Source organism: Sulfitobacter sp. EE-36 (assembly GCF_000152605.1).
GTDB lineage: Bacteria > Pseudomonadota > Alphaproteobacteria > Rhodobacterales > Rhodobacteraceae > Sulfitobacter > Sulfitobacter pontiacus.
In genome coordinates, this window is sequence record NZ_AALV01000004.1 from 65,980 (window position 1) to 87,347 (window position 21,368).

Consider the following 21,368-nt stretch of genomic DNA (forward strand, 5'->3'; position numbering starts at 1 on the left):
CAAATTTTGGCTCCCTCGAAACGAGACGACCCCAAGAAGAGACCTAGAATGACCCCACCCTTAAGTATCGACTTGAGCCAAAGCAGAGCGCTCGTCACAGGAGCATCCAGCGGCCTGGGCGCACATTTCGCTTCTGTTCTTGCGGCGCAAGGGGCTGATCTGGTTCTCGCAGCGCGACGCACAGACAAGCTGGAGGAGGTCGCAGCGCCATTGCGTGCGATGGGGCGTGATGTCCACGTTGTTCAAATGGATGTGGGCTCTCCCGAAGCGGTTGAGGCGGCGTTTGCGGATATGCCACCCTGTGAAATCGTTATTAACAATTCGGGTATCGGTCAGAATTCTTGGCTTGCCGATATGGATGAAGACGAGTGGCAGCAGTTGATAGATGTCAACCTGAGCGGGGTCTGGCGTGTGTCCAAACAGGCTGTCGCAATGTTTCGCAAAGAGAAGACAGCCGGGGCCATCGTTAACATTGCGTCAATTACAGCATCGCGAACTGCGCTCAAATCAGGGGCGTATGCGGTAACCAAGGCCGGCGTTATTCATATGACTAAGTCGCTTGCGATTGAGGTCGCGCGTGACGGCATTCGAGTCAATGCCTTGGCACCGGGCTATTTCCAGACAGAGTTGAATGCGGATTTTCTGGGATCCGAAGCGGGGAACCGCATGGCTGCGCGCATTCCGCAACGCAGGTTTGGGGCTATGGAGGAATTGAATCTTCCATTGCTCATGCTGGCGGCCAGACAGAACAGCTACATGACCGGCGCGACCATAACCGTGGATGGCGGTCATAGCATCAATGCCCTTTGAGATAACTTACGGAGAACGCAAATGAAACTTGATAACTCAATCTCGGCAGTCATCACTGGGGGCGCCTCCGGTCTGGGGCTTGCCACAGCGCGTGCGTTGGCTTCACATGGCGTCAAGGTCGCACTGTTTGACCTGAACGAGGAAGCGGGCGAGACCATTGCATCTGAATTGGGCGGCGTGTTTTGCAAGGTGAACGTGGCGGACGAAGCCAGCGTCGACGCTGGCTTTGAAAAGGCGCGCGTGGCCAACGGGCAGGAACGTATCCTGATCAATTGCGCGGGCATCGGCAACGCGATCAAGACCGCTGGTCGGGATCGCAAGACTGGTGGGATTTCCCAGTTCCCAATCGCTGAATATCGCAAGGTTATCGAGGTAAACCAGATCGGTACCTTTATCTGTACCGTGAAGGCCGCCGCGGGTATGATGACCCTCGACCCAGAGGACGGAGAGCGTGGCGCGATCATCTCGACCGCTTCCGTTGCGGCAGAGGACGGTCAGGTCGGCCAAGTCGCATATTCGGCGTCGAAAGCCGCGATTGTTGGTATGACTTTGCCAATCGCCCGTGACCTTTCGGCCGAGCATATTCGCGTCAATACAATCCTGCCCGGTCTCTTCGAGACGCCGCTTTTGATGAGCCTGCCCGAAAACGTTCGGCAATCCTTGGGGGCGATGGTGCCCAACCCTGCTCGCCTTGGTAAGCCGGAAGAATATGCCTCTCTGGCTCTCGAAATGGTGCGCAATCCCTACCTGAACGGCGAAGACATTCGCTTGGATGGTGCTATCAGGATGGCACCGCGCTGATTGGCCGCTGTGACGTTGGGGGAGGGGGCGGTCCCTCCTGCCACATCACGGCACTGCAAAAGTCGACGTGGGAACCTGACTGCGCCGCGGGAAAATGGAGAATGGAATGACTGACGTAAAAACCAAAGATACCAAGGATATCTGGGCGCGCGATTTCGACTATATCTCGGTCAAGCGTGACGGCCATGTCCTTGAAATTACGATTGATCGCGCGGATCGCTACAACGCCCTCCACGGCGGGGCGCATCAGGAATTGCACGATATCTTTGATGGATACGAGCAGGACCCGGATCTGTGGGTTGCCATCATCACCGGGGCCGGGGACAAAGCTTTTTGCTCGGGCAACGATCTGAAAGCCACAAGCGAAGGGCAGAATATTGAACCCGCCAGCAGCGGCTTTGGCGGTCTCACTGATCGCTGGGGGCGGGAAAAGCCGGTTATCGCGGCGGTGAATGGCGTGGCAATGGGCGGTGGATGCGAGATCGTTCTGGCATCCGATATTGCCGTGGCGGATGCCCATGCGAAATTCGCGCTGCCCGAGGTGAAGGTTGGCCTGTTCGCAGCGGCGGGTGGCGTGCAACGTCTCACGCGCCAGATTGGTCGTAAAGCCGCGATGGAGCTGATCCTGACAGGCCGTGCGATTACAGCCGACCGTGCCTGTGAGCTGGGTATCATTAACCGCGTCGCGAGCGAAGGCGAGACGGCGATGGATATCGCACGTGAAATCGCCAAGGAGATCACGATGGTATCGCCGACTGCCGTCAGGGCGTCAAAGCGGGTGCTCAACGCCCTTGAAGAAGATATCGAGCGTCTGCCCGAAGCCTTCGCGGGCAACACGGCTGAATTTGACGTCGTGCTAAAATCCAACGACGGTAAAGAGGGCGTCAAAGCCTTTGTCGAAAAACGCGCGCCGAACTGGACAAATAGCTAAGCCGTTTGTGCCACCGATGCCCAGACCCATCAAAGCAACGAGGGATGTCCCATGATCAAAAGACGTATTTTTGAAGAAGAGCACGATATGTTTCGTGACAGCGTTCGCAAATGGATCGCGGCCGAAGTTGCCCCCCATGCCGAAAGCTGGCGTCAGAACAAACACGTTAGCAAGGAAGCTTGGAAATCCGCTGGGGACAACGGTTTTCTGGCGATGTTTGCCGATGAAAAATACGGCGGTATGGGCCTTGATGATTTCCGCTTTGACATGGTTCTCAACGAAGAACTGGGCAAGGTGGAAAGCTCTTTCTTCATCACGCTGCACAACCGCATCGTGGCACCCTATCTGCAAAAGTTCGGCACCGACGATCAGCGCGACCGGTACATGCCGGGGATCGTTTCGGGCGACACCATTCTTGCGATCGGCATGACCGAACCGGGATGCGGCTCGGATCTTGCGGCGATCAAAACCCGCGCCGAAAGGCAGGGGAACCATTGGGTCATCAACGGGTCAAAAACCTACATCTCAAACGGTCAGATTGCTGGTCTCTACTTGATCGCTGCGAAAACGGACCCCGATAACCCGCGCTCTATCGGGCTGTTCTGGGTTCAAGAAGGGGCAGAAGGCTTCTCCAAGGGTCAGAACCTCAAGAAGATGGGGCTGCAAGCGCAGGATACGTCCGAGCTGTTCTTTGATAACGTCAAAGTGCCCGCATCGGATCTGGTTGGCGATGGGACAGATGGTTTCAAATTGATGATGACCAATCTAGCCGAAGAGCGGCTGGTGGGGGCGGACGGCTATCTCGCCCGTGCGGAACGTGCGTTCGAGATCACGATGGAGTTCATCAAAGAGCGCAAGGCCTTCGGAAAACCGGTCGGCACCTTCCAGAACAGCCGCTTTGTCATGGCTGATGCGCGCACCAAACTCGATGTCGGCTGGGCCTACCTCGATCATTGTGCGATGGCCCATATAGATGGGGAATGCACTGCGGAAATGGCAGCGCAGGCCAAGTTGTTCACATCGGAGATCGAAGGCGAAATCATTGATGCCTGCCTGCAATTGCACGGCGGTGCTGGATATATGGAAGAGTATGAAATCTCTCGGCTTTATGTCGATGCGCGGATCAGCCGTATCTATGCTGGCACGTCCGAGATCATGCGTGAAATCATCGGTCGCGGCCTTGGGCTGGATGATCGTCAAAAGGGCTGAGGGTTAGTCATGTCGGGACCGCTGAAAGGCCTGGAAGTCATCGAAATGGCCGGGATCGGTCCCGGCCCTTTGGCGGGGCAGTTGCTGGCCGATCTGGGCGCTGATGTGATCGTCATCGACCGCGCCGAAGCGCCAGCTGACAAAACCGATGTCAACCGGCGCGGCAAGCGGTCCGTCTTTTTGGATCTGAAATCTGAAGAGGGGCGTAGTACCGCGCAGGCGCTGATCAACCGGGCTGGTATCGTCATCGAAGGTTTCCGGCCCGGCGTGATGGAACGGTTGGGGCTCGGGCCAGATGACCTTGACGAGACGGTGATTTTTGGCCGGATCACGGGCTGGGGGCAGGACGGACCGCTGAGCCAATCGGCGGGGCATGACATCAACTATCTTGGCCTGACGGGTGCTTTGGCTGCAATGGGCACGCTTGATAATCCGCCGCCGCCGCCGTTGAATCTGGTCGCGGATTATGGCGGGGGCACGATGTTCCTGCTGCTTGGCATCCTTGCCGCCGTGTTCGAGCGGCAGACATCCGGCAAAGGTCAGGTGGTCGATGCAGCAATGGTTGATGGCGTAAGCGCGATGATGGGCCTTTTCCACACCTTCAAAGCGCGTGGCGCGTGGAGCGAAAACCGCGCGTCCAACCTGCTGGACGGGGGTGCGCCTTTCTATCGCTGCTATCGGACCAAGGACGATCTGTTCATGTCTGTCGGCCCGCTAGAGCCTCAGTTTTTTGCCCTGCTGCTGGAGAAGGCCGGGCTGCCCGCCGAGCATAGTGCCGATCAGAACGACCCTTCAAACTGGGCCGAGCGTGCCGAGCTTTACGCACAGGCTTTCGCAAGCAAGACACAGGCGGAGTGGTCCGGCATCTTTAGTGGGACCGATGCCTGTGTGGCCCCCGTGCTGAGCATGGATGAAGCGGCATCCCATCCTCATATGGCCGCGCGTCAAACGCTGGTGGAGGTGGATGGTGTTTTGCAGGCCGCACCTGCGCCGCGTTTCTCGCGTAGCAAACCGACAGGGATCAATACGCCGAAGGCAATGGGCGGGGACACTGCGGCGATCCGCCGAGCGCTGCATGATGCTCCGAAGTCCGAATGAACATCGCGGCGGGAAACTCTTGCCGCATGGAGGCTGCACATGTTTGATCTGACAGGAAAAACCGCCTTGATCACCGGCGGCAACAGCGGAATTGGTCTGGGCATGGCCGAGGGGCTTGCCAAATGCGGCTGCGATATTGCCATTTGGGGCAGAAGTGCTGACAAGAACGCTCAAGCGGTTGAAACGCTGTCGACCCATGGCACAAAGGTCAGCGCATACATCTGCGATGTGACCAGTTCAGAGGCCGTGAATGACACATTCGCCGCCACTCTGAACTACCATGGTCGCGTCGATGGCTGCTTTGCCAATGCCGGATTTTCCACGCCTAGTTCGGGCTTTGACCAATCCGAGGATGCGCATTGGCAGCAAATGATCGATATCAACCTTAATGGTGCCTATTACGTCCTACGTGTGGCGGCCGCCCATATGCGGGAGCGTGCCGAAGGCGGTGACAGGTTCGGGCGTTTGGTCGGCACCTCCAGTATCGGTGCCTTGAACGGCATGCCCCGCAATCAGCATTATGCGGCTGCCAAGGGCGCATTGATCTCGATGATCCGATCGCTGGCGGTGGAATATGCCCGCTACGGTGTGACCGCGCACAGCATTCTGCCGGGGTTTGTCGAAACGCCGCTGACGGACGAAAGCTTTGCCTCGCAGGCGTTCGCCGACAAGGTGCTGCCCAGAATTCCTGCAAGGCGTCTGGGGCAGGGGTCGGACTTCAGCGCGATTGCGGCCTATATCATGAGCGATGCCAGCGCATGGCATACCGGTCAGGATTTCATCATAGACGGCGGGTATATGGTGTTCTGAGCTGGCGTCATGGGCGTAAAGAACAACGAATAGAATTCGATCTACATCAAAAGCCCAAACCGGTGCCATAATGTCATATCTGTGGATCGGCCAATTCGACCGCATTGCCGGTAGCATAAAGACAGAACGACGGGATTTTGGGATATGGGGGCGCGTATGGATACGGTAACAAAGGGTGCAATGGATTTCGAGCCGGAAGCGCTTGCCGATTTCCTTGCTGAAACTTTCGGAGGCAAGGCTCCGGTCACGATCGAGCGGATTGCGGGCGGTCAATCGAACCCGACGTATTTTGTCACCCGCGGGGACGTACGGCTGGTCTTGCGCAAACAACCGGGCGGCCCGATTTTGCGGGGGGCCCATGCCATTGATCGCGAGTACCGCGTGCTCGAGGCGCTGCACCCCCAAGGCGTCCCGGTGGCGCGCCCGATCCTGTATCATGCGGACCCTGATCTTTTGGGCACCCCGTTTTATCTGATGGAGCGGATCGAAGGGCGGGTTTTTGCTGATGGTGCCTTGGCGGCGGCAGACAAAGCGGAGCGCCATGCCTTGTGGATGGGTTTGGCCGACGCGATGGCCGCCATGCACAACGTCCGCCCCGAAGCGGTAGGGCTGGAGGATTATGGCAAACCTGGAAATTACTTTGCCCGGCAGATCGCGCGCTGGTCACGACAGTGGGAAGAAAGCCAGAGCGACCCGATCCCGGAGCTGGATGAATTGTCGGCCTGGCTTGTCGAGCATCAACCGCAGGATGACGGACGGGTGAGCCTCGCCCACGGGGACTACCGGATGGGGAACGTCATTTTTCATCCGACCGAACCGCGTGTGGCCGCCATTCTGGATTGGGAGCTTTCTACGCTGGGGCATCCGCTTGCCGATCTTGGCTATTGCTGCATGGCCTGGCACACGGCGCCCGAAGAATACGGCGGACTCCTTGGGCTGGACCTCGCGGCAGAAAACCTGCCGACCGAAGAGGCATTCGTTGAGCGCTACATGTCACACTGCCCCGACCTGCCACCGCTGACCTCGTTTCACAAGGCTTTCGCGTTGTTCCGGTTTTCGGTCATCTGGGTGGGCATCGCCGACCGCGTGCGTGCGGGCAATGCGGCGGGCGCGGACGGTGCGGACCCCGTACATCTTGCCAGATGTTTCGCGAGACGTGGTTTGGAAGTGATTGAGCGCGGCTGACGAGAACTCCATTAGGGGGCTGATTGCTAGCCCCCAATCTTAACGAGACATCTCGAACCTGACCGCTATTTGTCTGCGGCGCTTTCGGTGGCGGGGACTTCGTGCGCTTTGACATCCTTGATACGTATCAACGCACTCGGGTCAGAAAACCGCGCCATGCTGTCTACATTGCTTGTAAGGATCACTCCATCTCTAGCATCCATGTGACTGTGGCTGCGAAATGCGCCAGCGTTGACGCGTCGCTCCAAGTGGCGTGGGCGCGGCTCGTGTCACCCAGCCTTGTCTCACGCGCGCTGAGCACTCCGCCTAGATAGGATTCCAGAAATATAAATCGTTGATTTTGTATGGTCCGGCTTTGCGACGGCATCAGGATACGCAGATGTTCCAGGCAACGCTGATAGCCTGAGTTCCAGCGGCCCTCTAGGGCGTCATCGAACAGGACTCTGTGGGACATGGTGAGCATGTGGAGAAAGCGGTTGTATGTGTCCGTTTCACCATCTGCTGCTAAGTTGACAGAAGGATAGATAAGAATATCCACGATCTGCGAAATCCGCGTGGGGCCGCCGTCTGCTTCCAAAGCATCAAGCTGGGCGTTTCGGCGTGCGTCGATGATCTTTGCACCGTCCACGATAAGTTCGCGGATCAGCGCCTCCTTCGAGCCGAAGTGATAGCCAACAGCGGCGGGGTTCTTTTGGCCTGCAGCTTTGGCGATGTCACGCACTGTGACGCCGTCGATGCCCCGATTGGCAAAGAGGCGCTGCGCCTCGCCCTTGAGCCGTTCAACCGATGGGCTGGGCACCTTTGAAGACAGTCGGGTCATATCACGATCCTCTAGAGCACAGAAAATTATGGGTTGCAATAATTCAAATGATTAATACAAATGAATTATGATGAATCAAGCAAACACAGAAACGATCCCGGTCGACCTGCAGGCGCTCACAGCGTGGATGGACGATATCGGGTTGGAACGCGGCCCGCTGAGCAATCTGCAGCTTCTTGCAGGCGGGACGCAGAACATCTTGCTGCGCTTTGACCGGGGCGGCAGAGAGTTCGTGCTGCGCAGGCCGCCGCTTCATCTGCGCAAGAATTCCAATGAGACGATGAAGCGCGAGGCGCGTATTCTGGAAGCGCTTAGCGCGACTGACGTGCCGCACCCCAGGTTCATCGCAGGTTGTGACGATGAAGCCGTGCTTGGTGCCTGCTTTTATCTTATGGCTCCGGTTGAGGGCTTTAATCCTGCAAACGGATTGCCGCAGCTTCACGCCAGCGACCCTGCGATCCGCGCGCGCATGGGGTATTCCTATATCGAGGGGATGGCCGCACTAGGGGCGGTTGACTACAAGGCGGTAGGTTTGGAAGGATTTGGCAAGCCCGACGGGTTTCTGCAACGGCAGACAGGCCGGTGGATGAGCCAGCTGGAAGGCTACGCCGCTTTCGACGAATGGACAGGCTTCAAAGAACTGCCTGATGTCGACAGAATTGTCTCCTGGCTTGAGGATAATCTCCCCCAAGATTTTACGAGCGGAATTTTTCATGGAGACTGCCATTTGGCAAACACGATGTTTGCCCCTGACAGTCCCGAGCTCGTCGCCTTTGTCGATTGGGAGCTGGCCACGATTGGCGATCCCTTGATCGACCTTGGCTGGGTCATGGCCACTTGGGCTGATGAACATACGCCCGTGGTGGGCGATATCGAACCCTGGGTTGGTTTCCCGAGCCTCAATGAACTCATTGCACATTACGACAGGCATTCGACACGCAGTCTGGATGCGGTCGCCTGGTATGGGGTGCTGGCCTGTTTCAAGCTGGGGACACTCCTGGAGGGGACCCATGCTCGCGCAAGCGCTGGCAAGGCACCAAAGGAAACCGGCGATCACCTGCATGCGATGACGATTTCATTGTTCAATCGCGCCCACCGATTGATCGCGAAGAACTGAGAAGGAAACTGTTATGAATGATTTGGACTTTTCGGGAAAGCGGGTGCTGGTCGTCGGCGGTTCTAGCGGGATCGGCAACGGCATTGCCCGCGGCTTTAGCGCGCGCGGGGCAGAGGTGCATGTCTGGGGCACGCGCGCCTCGGCAGAGGATTACGCGGGCCAAGAAGGCTCTGATCTGGAAGGGCTGCATTATGCGCAGGTCAATGTGGCGGACTTCAATGAGTTAAGCGCTTACACGCCGCCCTTCGACAGCTTGGATGTGCTCGTCCAGTCTCAGGGTTTCGTGCGGTACAAGCAGGCGGAATATGCCAAGAAAGGCTGGGACGAGGTGATGGATATCAACATCAACTCGGTCATGCATACGGCGACCAAGTTCAAGCCTATGCTGAGCGCGGCCAAAGGCTCCATCGTGATTGTCAGTTCGGTCTCTGGCTTGCAGGCGAATATCGGCAACCCCGCCTATGCCGCCTCCAAGGCTGCGGCAATCAGCCTGACGAAAACGCTCGGCCAGTCCTGGGCGCGTGACGGGATCAGGGTGAACGGACTGGCCCCCGGACTGGTACCAACCAAGCTGACTGCCGTCACCACACAGAACAAGGAGCGCGCGGAAGCATCTTTGCGCGCAATCCCGGTACGGCGCATGGGCACGCCGGAAGAAATGGCCGGTGCCGCCATGTTCCTTGCCTCGCCGCTCGCGTCCTATGTGCAGGGCCACACTCTCATCGCTGATGGCGGTCTCACGCTGTAACAAGCGATCCAGAACAATTTAGGACACCCAAATCATGTTCTTTGATTTTACCGAAAAAACACAAAACCTGATCGACAAGCTGCAAGCCTTTGTCGATGCCAACATCCTTCCTGTGGATCGCGAGGTCCACGCATGGAACACAGATTCGGCCAACCGCTGGAAGCCTTGGCCCGGCTTGGAACCTCTCAAGGAAAGGGCCAAGGCGGCTGGCCTTTGGAACCTGTTCCTGCCCGAGGAATATGGCGAATACAGCCCCGGCCTGACAAACCTAGAGTATGCGCCGCTGGCAGAGATCATGGGCCGAAATATGTGGTCTGCCGAAGTCTTCAACTGCTCCGCACCTGACACCGGCAATATGGAAGTCTTTGCCAAGTTCGGCACCGCCGCCCAGAAAAAGGAGTGGCTCCTGCCGTTGCTCGCGGGCGAAATACGTTCGGCATATTTGATGACCGAACCCGATCATGCCTGCTCTGATGCGACGAATGTCCGCACTGAAATCCGCAGTGACGGCGACGATTATGTCATCAACGGCAAGAAATGGTGGATTTCAGGCGTCATGGACCCGCGCTGCAAGGTCCTGCTGCTGATGGGTCAGACCAATCCGGAAAACCCGCGCCACACGCAGCAATCAACCGTTATCATTCCGCGTGACGCGCCGGGTGTTAAGGTGATCCGCGCCCAGACAGTATTCGGCGATGTCCATTCGCCCGGCGGGCATTGCGAAGTGCATCTGAAGGATGTGCGCATCCCCAAAGAGAACATCATTCTTGGCGAGGGGCGGGGCTTTGAAATCGCACAGGGCCGCCTTGGGCCTGGCCGCATTCATCACTGCATGCGCTCCATCGGATCGGCGCAGCGTGCCTTGGAACTGATGTGTCAGCGCGTGACAGAGCGCAAGACCTTTGGTCGGATGCTTGCGGATCGTTCCAGCATTCGGATGGAAATCGCAAAGAGCTATTGCGACATCGAACAGGCGCGCCTGCTCACGTTGAAAGCGGCGGATGCGATTGACCGTCATGGGGCCAGGAACGCCAAGGATTTGATCGGCGCGATCAAAGTCGTGGCCCCGCAAATGGCACAAACCGTGGCGGATCGCGCGATTCAGATCTTCGGCGGCATGGGTGTGAGCGATGACGTGCCCTTGGCAGAAATCCTCGCCACACAACGATTTATCCGCCTTGCAGATGGTCCCGACGAAGTGCACGCATCCCAGCTTGGCAAGTTCAAGATCGCTCAATACGCAAAACCCGGTGCCGGTTGGAATAACATCTCTGAAACGTGACTGCTACGATTGTGAGTATGGTATTGCAGCTCTGCCCGTCCGCGCAGGGCGTCGATCCTGCAAGGCCCTGACCCTAACGGGATTTCGCAGGGACTACCAACCTCCACCACCACCTCCGCCGCCGCCCGATCCGGCAGAACTGTTGCTATCGTCTGCACCGCTATGGAGCGATGCAGCAACAGACTCTGCGAAACGCGATAGTCCGCTGATTGCGTCGTCATCATCGCCAACAAACCAGCTTGGAGCATAACTGGGTCCTATGAGTGACTGGCCTGATATTAAATGAGTTTTGAACGTCTCGCGCCAAGGCTTTTCGATACCGAGAGCGATCGCGCTTGGCAGTAGGGTTTCGAAATGCGCTGGTGACAATTCCGGTGCGTCGCGGATGTTCATGCGGTCCATCTCTCCTACCGTGAGATAGAGGCGCAGCCCCGTGATGTGATCCCTTATCTTTGCCCCTGCACGTGTGGTTGATCCGATCAGCACAAGGAAGATCTGGTTGAACGTCACGCCACCCCAGACGACCAACAAAGCCTGAAACGCGATATTCATTCCTGTGTCTTCGTAGAGCATGGCGCAAAACAATAGCGCCCCGAAGACCCACATGCCCGCAAGAATGGCCAATCCCATAAAATTCAGGAGCCGCTTCATCCATGAGTACGGGTTCCTGCGCGATTTCAGCAGCGTCCAGATGCCTGCATTAAGGAATAGGGGCGCGAGACTGGAAAAGAATACGAGCTTCATGGCCGTCTCATTAAGATCGATAACCACCAGCCAGGCAAAGGCAGCCGCACCCGATATGATAATGCCCAGATAGAACAGAATTTTGTTCTGACGGTAAAAGCGCCCGTCGTTTTCAGCCTCGACGCCAATTTTGAAGTTGAGCAAAACTGCTTCGATATCATCTTCGTGTAGTGAGGCCAGGGACATCTCACCTTCATGCGCATGAAGCATGTCCAGAATAGCTATATGACCGGCAGGCAGCCCGTCTGATATGGGCAAGTCAGTCCGCCTGATGGTGACCAGATGATCAAGGCCGTCGAGAACAACGTAGCCCTTCACAGCGAGATCCAGAACCGTGGCAGTAAGCGCCGTTTTCCCTTCATCCCGCAAGGTTCCATCAAAGATATAGCTCATCAATGCTGGCGAAATCCCCATTGGTAGATCCCACCGTGGGACGATTGTCCCTGCCTTGGGATCGCGCCCGAACCAAAGCCACGTAAACATCATATAAGCAAAAACGGCCGCAAAGCCGTAGATCAAGACGACCCATCCCAGATTGTCCCGCCACCACCAGTCTGACAGTTGCGCGGTGGTTGGAGGTGCAACAGCGCCCTTGGGGAACTGTACCATGATCGTCATCCCTTCGAATGGATCAAGAGCGTGGGTGGTTTCAAACGTGGCACCGCGCCCGGATACTGTCGCGACCGCATCGGCCAACTTGCTGCCGCGGGAACCGGTAAAGGCTATCGGTTCAAAAGGCTGTGCGCCGCTCGACAGGATGACGTGCGCAGATGCACTCAAGATCGGGAAACTCCACTCGTCGCCAGTGACGTTCCAGCGCAATCTGTCGCTCGCGTCTCCGAAGATAATCTGTCGGTCGGTCAAATAGCGGATCTGGTAGATGTGGTTGCCGGTCGAAACGAGCTGAAACTGATCACCGATGCGAATCTTGGTGCCCAGATCGGTGTCAGTTGCCTCCCATGGTTCATCCTCTCCGTTGCGTGTGACCGAAAGGATCTCGAAGCTTACCTTGTATCGCGTGCCGTCCGGCGTAGTGACATATTGCGGGATGTCGCGATAAATCCCGTGCTGGATATCTGTTCCATCGGCATTCACTTTGATCGTCTCGGTCACATCAAGCACGCCATCCTCCCGCACGAGGATATCGGTGTTGAAAGATCGGATCACGTCGCCAGCGTGCGCCCCGTAGGCCCAGATAGAAAGTAATACAGCGGCAAGGACGCGCGCGATGTGTTTGGTCACAGCGTTAAAATCCAACCGTTGGGAGTCTGCGATCCGCGGGCTCTTCGATCTCGAAGAAAGCACTTTGTTCGAAGCCGAAGCTTTTGGCGACCAGATTGGAGGGGAAGCTTTCGACCTTGATATTCAGGTCTCGCGCCGCGCCATTGTAATAGCGGCGGGCCATTTGGATCTCACTCTCGACAGTATCAAGGTTAGCTGCCAGATCGCGGAAGTTATTGCTTGCCTTTAAGTCCGGATAGGCTTCGGCCAAGGCAAACAGCTTTCCGATGGCCTGCCCCACCAAGTTTTCGGCGCGTGCACGTTTTTGCACATCAGAAGGGTTCAGGGTGGCCGCCGAATTACGGGCCGCGACGATCTCGTCAAAGGTGGCGCGTTCGTGCGCGGCGTATCCTTTTACGGTTTCGATCAGGTTGGGGATCAGATCTGCGCGTCGTTTCAACTGGACATCGATACCGGACCACCCCTCTCGAACGCGCTGACGGGCGCGCACAAGCGCGTTGTACAAAGAGATGAGCAAGACACCAGCAATCGCAACTACGGTAATAATAATCAGAAGCGTATTCAAAGGGTGGTTCCTATTCCAAGTGGAGCATTCAGGGTTGGGGCCAGTGGATCAGAACCGGCAATCGGGCAGGGCAGTCGCTTCAAAATCCCCTTCCACGGGCTCGTCGAAACTGGCGTCTATTCTGATCGGGTCGAAAGGGGCATAGTCTTGGGCGTCGGGGGAAAGCCGGACGACGTAGTGACAACTCGATCTGACGATGGTCGCACCCTCATTGGTTTCCATCTCTACAACGACGGGCACCGCCGAGACCTCTGTACCGACACCAGCGCTGGTGAATCCCAGTTCGAAGCGCAGCTTAATGCTGCGGATATCCTGAAATTTGTTGCGAAACGCATTGTAATCAGCGGCAAGCTGGTTCGCATCTTTTTCGGGAGTGCCTTTAAGGGTGTAACTGAAAGCGCGTGCCAGCTGCCCCGTGCCAATTGCGTTGTAGTACGACTGGACGAGATCAAGCGCTGTTGATCTATTGTCGTAATACGTTGATGCGGCGGTCACGTGTAGCGCGGGCTCCTTAGCTTGTGCCTGAGTATACGGCAGCACCGCGCATAACCCTGCGCAAAGCAGTGGGCGGAACGCTTTTTGGATATGCATGGGAGCACCTTCTGAAGAAAATGTTTTCAGACGAGATGTTTATAAGTTGTTCGTTTGTCCACAATGGGCAAAAATTTTTAGCCCAAATATGAGTTGAGAGCGGCGCGGTCGATGCTGTTGTGCGCCCCTCTGACAAGCGAAACTAGATAGATCATGATCCAGACTGCCGATACCGCACCTTCTTATGACGCAGCACAGCTTATTGCGCGCCCGATGTTCTGGGAGGCGCTGAAGGGAGAGGCAAGCGATCTGTTGAAGGTCCACGCCGTTGCTCCAGAGGTTGTGCATTACCTCGCCGATATACGGCACTGGATCTTGATCCATATGGCGATTGCCTTGCATTTCGAACGCAAGATTGACCCGGCCGCGCCGCCCTTAACGCCGAAAAAGCTTCTGACCGAACTGGCTGGCACGGGGATCGCCAGTCGCAATACTGTGCAGTCCTTCTTGCGAGAACTTGTGCGAATTAAGCTGACAGAACCGCCGAAAACCGGGACATTGCGTCAGCATGCGACTGAAGTCTCCGCAAAAAGCGAAAAGCTTATGTTTGTCTACATCGACATCCACCTTCGCGCGCTCGATATGGTTGATGGGGGCGGGCGTAGTGCACTCTTTAACCGGACCCCGACGCTTTTGCATAAGCTTCAACCCGCTTTCGCCCGAAAAATTTGTTTGAACCCTGCGTGGTACAATCCGCCGGCAATGGTCAACTGCTTTACCAATAGCGTCTCCGGCAGCAGCATCTTGCATGAAATGGTGCTGTCCACCCAATCCAACGAGCCGGATGGGGATGGCCGGTTCTGGCTCGGCACCGTGTCGACAGCGGGTTTGGCCGCACGCTACCACGTATCCGACGCTCATATTTCGCGCATACTGATAAAGGCACAGCAGGTCGGCGGTATCGGCTGGGAAAACGAAAGGCGACGCGGGGCGTGCTGGCTGTCAACGACATTGCGCGACGCTTATCTTTTATGGCAGGCCGAAAAACTGGCTGCGTTATCGAGCGCGTTTAATCGGTGCGTCAGCGCAACCGCATAGGGACAACTTTAAATCGCTCGATGACACTTAGCTGCATCGAACCTGAAGTATGAAAGCTGGTGGCGTGTTTATATGCAAGGAAAGTTCAAGCCTTCCGCCAAGTTGATAGGGTATGGGGAGCAACTGCGACTACCTAAGATGAACCCTCCTCGATTCCGAACAGCGGGGAAACCCAAGATACGAAGCCACCTTAGAGATGGGGCGCTACGTACCTCACAGCTGCGCTAGATAATTTCGCCAGTCCCCAAGCTGAGTGATGTCTGCGCTTTCCGCAACGGCTTCGGCCTCACAGATGAACCCTTTTACCTGCCGCCCGTCGGACAGATCGACAGTGCCGATACCAAGAGGGGCGGGAATGGCTTCCAGAAAGCCGCCGACCTTTTCAAAGGGCAGGGACCACAGTTCTACCGCAATGGGAGCACCTGATCCGGGGGTGCCTTTCACCAAGCCCGGCCTTGCAGGAGGGTCGCCGGCGAGCGCGTAGAAACGATAGCTATCGGTGGTCGTCGCTGCGCCGTGATAGGTCGCGCCCCGCTGGGTCAATTGATGGTTCAACGGCAGCCCGTGCATATGGGCACCGCACACCGCGAGGATCAGACCGTCGGTCGTCGCAGCTTCAAGCGTGGGCGTGCCGCTGAACGGCCAACCCGTTGCGCCTAGGTTCCGCTTCCCTGCGGCCTCCAGTGCAAGACCTGAGGCGGCGATATCCGCATCTTTGCCAGCGGCTGCCAGCAACGTGACGCTGCCCGGACGGCCATCACTGCGCGCCGGCACGGGCACGGCGATACCGCACATATCCAGCAGGTTGACGAAGTTCGTATAGGTGCCGAAGTTCGAGTTCGGTCCGATGGGGTCAGCTTCTAGCTCGGCGACGGTGTGGAAGGTCGGAATGGTTGGCACGCAGAGCATATCCAAGCCCTCCAACGCGGTTTCAGCAATGCGCGACAGCTTTTTCAGACGGTACATGCCGCGAAACGCATCTGCGGCAGAAAGCGCTTCCGCCTTGCAAATGACCTGGCGCGTGACAGGCAGGATCGCCTCTGGGTCTGTATGTAAAAGATCCTCGATGACGGTATAACGCTCCGCGACCCACGCCCCTTCATAAAGCATATCTGCCACATCATAGAGCGGCGTGATATCAATCTCGCGTATCTCGGCACCTTCGCCGCGCAGCAGGTCCACTGCTGCGTTGAACGAAGCCTCTTGGACGGCGTCACCCGAAAAGCGGATGCTGTCACGACTGGGGATGCCGATCACAGGGGCGGATTTTGGCGTAGAGAGGGGAGGGGCCGAGATGTGTCGTGCATAGGCATCGGCGGCATCATAGGCGCAGGCGACAGTGAAAGCCGTATAGGCGTCCGCGACGGTAAGCGCGAAGATCGAGACCGTCTCGACCGACCGGCACGCGGGCACGACACCAGTTGCAGATAAGGCACCGAGGGTTGGTTTCAGGCCTACAATATTGTTCAGCGCTGCTGGCACCCGCCCGGACCCTGCGGTATCGGTGCCAAGCGAGAAGGCGACAATACCATGGCCTACCGCCACGCCCGAGCCGCCCGAGGACCCACCGGGCACAATTTCAGGGTCGATAGAATTGCGCGGCGCGCCATAAGGGGTGCGGACGCCCACAAGCCCTGTCGCAAATTGGTCAAGGTTGGTTTTCCCGATGAAAATTGCCCCCGCCTCGCGCAGTTTGGCGACGACGAAGGCGTCTTGCGTGGGGGTATAGGCATAGGCAGGGCATGCGGCGGTTGTCTCGTACCCCGCGACATCGATGTTGTCTTTCACCGCAAAAGGGACACCCCACAGCGGTTTGGCAGGGTCGTATGGGCCCAGACCCGCCGCCGCTGCTTGGGCGTCAGCCTCGCTTGCCATGGATAGAAAGATGCATGGGTCGTCCACGTCACGCAGTCGGGTATAGACCTGTGCGATGATTTGTTCAGGCGACACACCGCGCGCATAGGCCGCGTGAAGGTCTGGGATGGTCATCGCAATATCGGTCATAGGAGGCTCTTTTGTAGTTGCACTGGGGTCATCGTTGCGGGCCGTACCGCTGACGTGTCTCAGTCGTCCTCTGTTGCGCTGCGGAATTCAAATGCTAAGAATTCACAAAAGCGGTGCAAAAAATGCATCATCATGGGTCGGAAGGTCTTTTCTATGAAACATCTGCAAACTTTCCGCTTCATCGAGGCAGTGTCGCGCGCGGGCTCAATCCGGAAAGCGGCGGACGATATGAACATCACGGCCTCTGCCCTGAACCGTCGGATCCAGCGGTTCGAAGAAGAGTTTGGCGTCGAAATTTTTGAACGCCTGCCGCGTGGTGTGCGCTTGAACCCAGCCGGTGAGTTGCTGATGCAGCATTTCCTGATGCAGGAGTCCGACTTGCGGCGGGTGAGAAGCCAAGTTGCTGATCTGTCCGGTGAACGACGGGGCCATGTGACGGTGGCCTGCTCTCAGGCGCTGATCCCGTACTTTATGCCTGCGCACACCGCAGCTTACCGGCGTGACCATCCCGGGGTGTCTTTTTCTGTGCAAGTGCGTGATCGCGAAGATGCAGAGCGCGATCTGGCCGAGTTCAGAAGCGATCTGGCCTTGGTATTCGAGCCTGTCCATATGGTAGACCTCGATGTGCTGATGCGTATCCCTCAGGTCATCCATGCCATCATGAAACGGGATCACCCTTTGGCGTCAAAGCCCGACGTGCGGTTGCGCGACTGTCTGGATCAGCCGCATGTCATCCCGTCGCGCCGGTATGGGGTGCGGGCTATGCTAGATGATGCCGCGGCGCGGGGGTCGCGCCCGCTACGCCCCATTGCCACATCCGACAGTTTCGAGTTCATGCGCCACTATGTGCTGCATGAGGATGCCATCGCATTCCAGATCCCCATTGGCCTGGATATGGAGCACTGCGCCGAACTGACTTCGCGCCCGCTGTCGTTACGTGACGTCGCGGCGGGTAGTCTGGTCCTGTGTCAGTTGCGCGGTCGGACCTTGCCCGTGGCTTCCGCCCGTTTCGGCCTGGCACTTTCCACCGCATTGGAACAGTTTTCCGACGTCTAGCAGGCGACTCTGGGGCGACCACACACCGAGTGATGCATTTTTTGCACCGCTTTGTGGAATAATGAGCAGACGTAATCACCGCTGAGATTTTGTAGTCATTGAATCACATCATATGCGCTCTCTCCTCCCAGGGCGGCGCATCATCATTGGAGATTTGAATGACACATGCACCGTTCCTGAACCGCCGTGGTTTCCTTGGTACTTCCGCCGCTTTGCTGGGCACTGCCGCAGTCGGTGGTCTGGCCCGTCCCGCGATGGCGGCTGACCCTTTGACCGTGGGGTTCATCTACGTCGGTCCGAAAGATGATTTCGGCTATAACCAGGCGCATGCCGAAGGGGCAGCGGCGGTCAAGGCGATGTCTGGCGTGGTCGTGCTGGAAGAAGAGAACGTCCCGGAAAGCCAGGACGTGCAGAATTCCATGGAATCGATGATCAATTTTGACGGGGCCAAGCTGATCTTCCCCACGTCCTTCGGCTACTACAAACCTCATGTGCTTGAGACAGCGCCGAAACATCCTGACGTGCGCTTTCAACATTGCGGCGGCCTGTGGTCCGAAAATGACCCGTCGAACGCCGGTTCCTACTTTGGCTATATCGGCATGGGGCAGTATCTGAACGGCGTTGCCGCAGGTCATGCGACCAAGACCAAAAAGATCGGGTTTGTCGCGGCCAAGCCGATCCCTCAGGTGCTCAACAATATCAACTCCTTCCTATTGGGTGCGCGTTCGGTTGACCCGACGATCGTCTGTCAGGTGATCTTTACCGGTGAATGGTCGCTTGCCGTAAAAGAAGCCGAAGCTACCAATGCCTTGGCAGACCAAGGGTGTGATGTAGTCACCTGCCATGTCGATGGGCCGAAGGTGATCTGTGAAACCGCTGTTTCGCGCGACATTTTTGTTTGCGGTTACCACGCTGACCAGACACCGATTGCAGGGGACAAATACCTGACAGGGGCTGAATGGAACTGGGCCAATGTTTATACCGACATGGTGGCCAAGACCTTGGCAGGGGAGCCGATCCCGAACTTCGTGCGCGGCGGGCTGGCGGACGGCTTCATCAAGATGAGCCCCCTCGGCCCCGCGGTCAGCGATGCGGCGCGTGCACAGTTTGAAGCCACGAAAGCAGAGATCGAGGCAGGCGGCTTTGCCGCGATCAAAGGGCCGCTGAAGGACAACAAAGGCAATGTGATCGCCGCCGAAGGGGAATCCTTTGTCGAAACCGATGTCGCGATCGAGAGCATGGACTACCTTGTCGAAGGCGTGATCGGGTCCACAAGCTAAGATGACTTTGGTTGCTCAAGCTGACAAGCCCGCGGCCACTGCGGCGCGGTCCTTTATCGGGATCGCGCCGCGGGCCGAGGCTGTGTTGATCCCGATCTGTGCTTTGCTGGCGGGATTCGCGTTATTTAGTGTCTTTTTGCTGATGGTCGGGAAATCCCCTGTCGCGTTTTACCAACTGGTCTGGAAGGCGGGATTCTCGTCTGCTTTCTCGTGGCAGAACACGCTGTCGCGCGTGGCACCTCTGGTGCTGGCGGCACTGTGCGTCGCACTTCCCGCGCGGCTGGGGCTTGTTGTTATTGGCGGCGAAGGTGCGATCGTCCTGGGCGGGCTTGCCGCCGCCGTTGCAGGCACCGCCGTTGCCGGGATGTCCGCCGCTTTCGGCATGGTCACAATGGCGATTGCCGCGATGATCGTCGGCGGTGTCTGGATCGGTGCCGTGGGCGCGCTGCGGATCAAACGGGGCGTGAACGAAACAATTGCATCCTTGTTGATGGCCTATATCGCGATTGCGCTGTTGAACCACTTTGTCGAGGGTCCATTCCGTGATCCGGCATCGCTCAACAAACCCTCCACCGTGCCGCTGACAGAGAGTTTGCGCGTCGGGGATATGCCGTTTCTGCCGTCGCATTGGGGCATTCTTGCGGGCGTGCTCGCCTGCCTCTTTGCATGGGTCTTGATTGAACGCACGACGCTGGGGTTTGCCGCGCGTATTGCGGGTGACAATGTGCGTGCCGCGCAGGTGCAAGGGTTACCCGTCGGGCGTCTGGTGATCGGTTTTACCGCACTTGGCGGTGCCTTTGCAGGGCTGGCGGGTTATTTCGAAGTGGCGGCGGTGCACGGCTCTGCAAACGCTTCGCTGATCGCGGGCTATGGCTATACCGGCATCCTGATCGCCTTTCTCGCGCGGCATAACCCTTTGGCGATCCTGCCGGTTGCGGTTCTGTTCGGCGGGTTCGAAGCCTCTAGCGGGTTGATCCAGCGGCGTATGGAGCTGCCCGATGCGACGATCCTTGTCTTTGAAGGCATCGTGTTCCTAGTGATCTTGCTGAGCGAGGCGCTGTACGGGCGGGTGCCAATCTTTACCGCTGCATATTGGGAGAAACGCTGATGGAACAGGTAGATGTCGGCCTTTGGGGCGTTCTCATCGCCATACTGGGCGGTGCCATCCGCGTCTCGACTCCGTTCATATTTGTCTCGCTGGGGGAGCTGCTGACCGAACGTTCCGGCCGGTTCAACCTTGGCTTGGAAGGGACATTGGTCTTCGGCGCGATGAGCGGCTACGCCGTTGCTTACGAGACCAACAGTGCGTTTGTCGGCGTTTTGGCGGCGGCTGCGGCGGGGGCCTGCTTTGGGTTACTGCACGGGTGGATCTGCAAGTTCAAAGGGGTGAACGACATTGCTGTGGGCATCGCCATGATGCTGCTTGGCATGGGGCTCGCCTTCTTTTTCGGCAAACCTTACATCCAGCCGCAGGCACCTGATCTGCCTGCGATCAGCTTGGGCTGGTGGTCGGATATCCCGCAGCTTCGGGCGGCACTTGAGGTAAATGTGTTGTTTATCGTCGGCGGGCTGCTGGCGCTTGCCATTGCATGGATGCTGCGTACCACTCGCATGGGGCTGCGCTTGCGCGTTGTCGGGGACAGTACCGATGCGGCGCGTGCCATGGGGTTAAGCCCCGATCGCATCCGGCTGCTGGCAACCGGCGCCGGTGGGGCAATGGCGGGCGTCGGCGGTGCTTATCTGTCGCTTTACTATCCCGGCAGCTGGACGGAAGGCATTTCTTCGGGCCAAGGCCTGATGGCCATTGCGCTGGTGATCTTTGCCCGTTGGAACCCGATCAACTGCTTTTGGGTGGCATTGCTCTTTGGCGGGGCGGGCGCACTTGGCCCGGCCTTGCAATCGGTGGGCATCACCGAAGGCTACTACCTTTTTGGTGCTGCACCCTACGCCCTGACACTGGGCCTTTTGATCCTCACCAGCGCGCCGGATCGCGCGGTACAAGGCGCACCGCTTGCGCTGACACTGACGAAATAAGGA

General features: G+C 57.7%; 20 protein-coding genes. 15 read left to right on the top strand and 5 right to left on the bottom strand.

Translation table 11 applies throughout. From position 1 onward, the window contains the following. The first annotated feature begins 48 nt into the window (after positions 1-48). From EE36_RS00315 to EE36_RS00345, 7 genes are all read left to right on the top strand, one after another. On the top strand, positions 49-810 hold the full coding sequence (locus tag EE36_RS00315; RefSeq protein WP_005848325.1) for an SDR family NAD(P)-dependent oxidoreductase: 762 nt from the start codon (positions 49-51) through the stop codon (positions 808-810). Positions 811-831: 21 nt separating this feature from the next. Beyond that, positions 832-1,611, top strand: coding sequence for an SDR family NAD(P)-dependent oxidoreductase (locus EE36_RS00320; protein WP_005848327.1), 780 nt, complete (start codon positions 832-834; stop codon positions 1,609-1,611). Between the two features lie 106 nt (positions 1,612-1,717). Further along, positions 1,718-2,542 (top strand): enoyl-CoA hydratase-related protein, encoded by an 825-nt coding sequence (locus tag EE36_RS00325; RefSeq protein WP_005848329.1) that lies wholly within the window; start codon positions 1,718-1,720, stop codon positions 2,540-2,542. A gap of 51 nt (positions 2,543-2,593) precedes the next feature. Continuing rightward, entirely contained in the window at positions 2,594-3,751 is a 1,158-nt protein-coding gene (locus EE36_RS00330; protein WP_005848330.1) for an acyl-CoA dehydrogenase family protein, read from the top strand. A 9-nt stretch (positions 3,752-3,760) separates the two neighbouring features. Next, entirely contained in the window at positions 3,761-4,849 is a 1,089-nt protein-coding gene (locus EE36_RS00335; RefSeq protein ID WP_005848332.1) for a CaiB/BaiF CoA-transferase family protein, read from the top strand. A gap of 39 nt (positions 4,850-4,888) precedes the next feature. Further along, positions 4,889-5,659 (top strand): SDR family NAD(P)-dependent oxidoreductase, encoded by a 771-nt coding sequence (locus EE36_RS00340; protein ID WP_005848333.1) that lies wholly within the window; start codon positions 4,889-4,891, stop codon positions 5,657-5,659. A gap of 156 nt (positions 5,660-5,815) precedes the next feature. Further along, a complete protein-coding gene (locus tag EE36_RS00345) occupies positions 5,816-6,844 on the top strand; it encodes a phosphotransferase family protein (protein WP_039911249.1) in 1,029 nt (342 codons plus the stop codon). A gap of 181 nt (positions 6,845-7,025) precedes the next feature. Here EE36_RS00345 and EE36_RS00350 read toward each other — a convergent pair whose 3' ends face one another. Beyond that, complete coding sequence (locus EE36_RS00350) at positions 7,026-7,664, bottom strand: TetR/AcrR family transcriptional regulator (protein ID WP_005848339.1); 639 nt, start codon at positions 7,662-7,664, stop codon at positions 7,026-7,028. Between the two features lie 127 nt (positions 7,665-7,791). Between EE36_RS00350 and EE36_RS00355 the strand changes: the two genes are divergently transcribed. The 3 genes from EE36_RS00355 to EE36_RS00365 are packed head-to-tail and all read left to right on the top strand — an operon-like array spanning position 7,792 to position 10,811. Then, positions 7,792-8,781, top strand: a complete 990-nt coding sequence (locus EE36_RS00355; RefSeq protein ID WP_217564300.1) for a phosphotransferase family protein — start codon at positions 7,792-7,794, stop codon at positions 8,779-8,781. Between the two features lie 13 nt (positions 8,782-8,794). Beyond that, positions 8,795-9,529 carry an SDR family NAD(P)-dependent oxidoreductase gene (locus EE36_RS00360; RefSeq protein ID WP_005848343.1) on the top strand — a complete coding sequence of 245 codons (735 nt, stop codon included), beginning with the start codon at positions 8,795-8,797 and terminating at the stop codon, positions 9,527-9,529. Positions 9,530-9,563: 34 nt separating this feature from the next. After that, a complete protein-coding gene (locus EE36_RS00365; protein WP_005848344.1) occupies positions 9,564-10,811 on the top strand; it encodes an acyl-CoA dehydrogenase family protein in 1,248 nt (415 codons plus the stop codon). A gap of 93 nt (positions 10,812-10,904) precedes the next feature. Here EE36_RS00365 and EE36_RS00370 read toward each other — a convergent pair whose 3' ends face one another. The 3 genes from EE36_RS00370 to EE36_RS00380 are packed head-to-tail and all read right to left on the bottom strand — an operon-like array spanning position 10,905 to position 13,953. After that, on the bottom strand, positions 10,905-12,797 hold the full coding sequence (locus EE36_RS00370; RefSeq protein WP_005848346.1) for a DUF2207 domain-containing protein: 1,893 nt from the start codon (positions 12,795-12,797) through the stop codon (positions 10,905-10,907). A gap of 4 nt (positions 12,798-12,801) precedes the next feature. Further along, entirely contained in the window at positions 12,802-13,362 is a 561-nt protein-coding gene (locus tag EE36_RS00375) for a LemA family protein (protein ID WP_005848348.1), read from the bottom strand. Between the two features lie 48 nt (positions 13,363-13,410). Continuing rightward, positions 13,411-13,953 carry a hypothetical protein gene (locus tag EE36_RS00380; protein WP_005848350.1) on the bottom strand — a complete coding sequence of 181 codons (543 nt, stop codon included), beginning with the start codon at positions 13,951-13,953 and terminating at the stop codon, positions 13,411-13,413. 153 nt (positions 13,954-14,106) lie between these two features. Between EE36_RS00380 and EE36_RS00385 the strand changes: the two genes are divergently transcribed. Continuing rightward, complete coding sequence (locus EE36_RS00385; protein ID WP_005848351.1) at positions 14,107-14,991, top strand: hypothetical protein; 885 nt, start codon at positions 14,107-14,109, stop codon at positions 14,989-14,991. A gap of 213 nt (positions 14,992-15,204) precedes the next feature. Here EE36_RS00385 and atzF read toward each other — a convergent pair whose 3' ends face one another. Continuing rightward, complete coding sequence (atzF, locus tag EE36_RS00390; RefSeq protein WP_005848353.1) at positions 15,205-16,995, bottom strand: allophanate hydrolase; 1,791 nt, start codon at positions 16,993-16,995, stop codon at positions 15,205-15,207. Positions 16,996-17,148: 153 nt separating this feature from the next. On the opposite strand from atzF, the gene EE36_RS00395 reads away from it, so the two are divergent. The 4 genes from EE36_RS00395 to EE36_RS00410 all read left to right on the top strand — a co-directional run bounded on the left by EE36_RS00395 (position 17,149) and on the right by EE36_RS00410 (position 21,365). Continuing rightward, positions 17,149-18,051 carry a LysR family transcriptional regulator gene (locus tag EE36_RS00395; RefSeq protein ID WP_039911167.1) on the top strand — a complete coding sequence of 301 codons (903 nt, stop codon included), beginning with the start codon at positions 17,149-17,151 and terminating at the stop codon, positions 18,049-18,051. Positions 18,052-18,209: 158 nt separating this feature from the next. Next, positions 18,210-19,331, top strand: a complete 1,122-nt coding sequence (locus EE36_RS00400) for a BMP family ABC transporter substrate-binding protein (protein WP_005848357.1) — start codon at positions 18,210-18,212, stop codon at positions 19,329-19,331. 1 nt (position 19,332) lies between these two features. Next, positions 19,333-20,439, top strand: a complete 1,107-nt coding sequence (locus EE36_RS00405; protein WP_005848359.1) for an ABC transporter permease — start codon at positions 19,333-19,335, stop codon at positions 20,437-20,439. Further along, positions 20,439-21,365 (top strand): ABC transporter permease, encoded by a 927-nt coding sequence (locus EE36_RS00410; protein ID WP_005848361.1) that lies wholly within the window; start codon positions 20,439-20,441, stop codon positions 21,363-21,365. The genes EE36_RS00405 and EE36_RS00410 overlap by 1 nt, the downstream gene beginning before the upstream one ends. Positions 21,366-21,368 lie beyond the last annotated feature (3 nt).

Bases quoted from the DNA above. Each gene is read 5' to 3' on its own strand.
- EE36_RS00350 (WP_005848339.1), bottom strand. From the start codon at position 7,664: ATGACCCGACTGTCTTCAAAGGTGCCCAGCCCATCGGTTGAACGGCTC.
- EE36_RS00355 (WP_217564300.1), top strand. From the start codon at position 7,792: ATGGACGATATCGGGTTGGAACGCGGCCCGCTGAGCAATCTGCAGCTT.
- EE36_RS00365 (WP_005848344.1), top strand. From the start codon at position 9,564: ATGTTCTTTGATTTTACCGAAAAAACACAAAACCTGATCGACAAGCTG.
- EE36_RS00400 (WP_005848357.1), top strand. From the start codon at position 18,210: ATGACACATGCACCGTTCCTGAACCGCCGTGGTTTCCTTGGTACTTCC.
- EE36_RS00405 (WP_005848359.1), top strand. From the start codon at position 19,333: ATGACTTTGGTTGCTCAAGCTGACAAGCCCGCGGCCACTGCGGCGCGG.
- EE36_RS00345 (WP_039911249.1), top strand. From the start codon at position 5,816: ATGGATACGGTAACAAAGGGTGCAATGGATTTCGAGCCGGAAGCGCTT.
- EE36_RS00360 (WP_005848343.1), top strand. From the start codon at position 8,795: ATGAATGATTTGGACTTTTCGGGAAAGCGGGTGCTGGTCGTCGGCGGT.
- EE36_RS00315 (WP_005848325.1), top strand. From the start codon at position 49: ATGACCCCACCCTTAAGTATCGACTTGAGCCAAAGCAGAGCGCTCGTC.
- EE36_RS00330 (WP_005848330.1), top strand. From the start codon at position 2,594: ATGATCAAAAGACGTATTTTTGAAGAAGAGCACGATATGTTTCGTGAC.
- EE36_RS00340 (WP_005848333.1), top strand. From the start codon at position 4,889: ATGTTTGATCTGACAGGAAAAACCGCCTTGATCACCGGCGGCAACAGC.
- EE36_RS00410 (WP_005848361.1), top strand. From the start codon at position 20,439: ATGGAACAGGTAGATGTCGGCCTTTGGGGCGTTCTCATCGCCATACTG.
- EE36_RS00395 (WP_039911167.1), top strand. From the start codon at position 17,149: ATGAAACATCTGCAAACTTTCCGCTTCATCGAGGCAGTGTCGCGCGCG.
- atzF (WP_005848353.1), bottom strand. From the start codon at position 16,995: ATGACCGATATTGCGATGACCATCCCAGACCTTCACGCGGCCTATGCG.
- EE36_RS00385 (WP_005848351.1), top strand. From the start codon at position 14,107: ATGATCCAGACTGCCGATACCGCACCTTCTTATGACGCAGCACAGCTT.
- EE36_RS00380 (WP_005848350.1), bottom strand. From the start codon at position 13,953: ATGCATATCCAAAAAGCGTTCCGCCCACTGCTTTGCGCAGGGTTATGC.
- EE36_RS00325 (WP_005848329.1), top strand. From the start codon at position 1,718: ATGACTGACGTAAAAACCAAAGATACCAAGGATATCTGGGCGCGCGAT.
- EE36_RS00335 (WP_005848332.1), top strand. From the start codon at position 3,761: ATGTCGGGACCGCTGAAAGGCCTGGAAGTCATCGAAATGGCCGGGATC.
- EE36_RS00320 (WP_005848327.1), top strand. From the start codon at position 832: ATGAAACTTGATAACTCAATCTCGGCAGTCATCACTGGGGGCGCCTCC.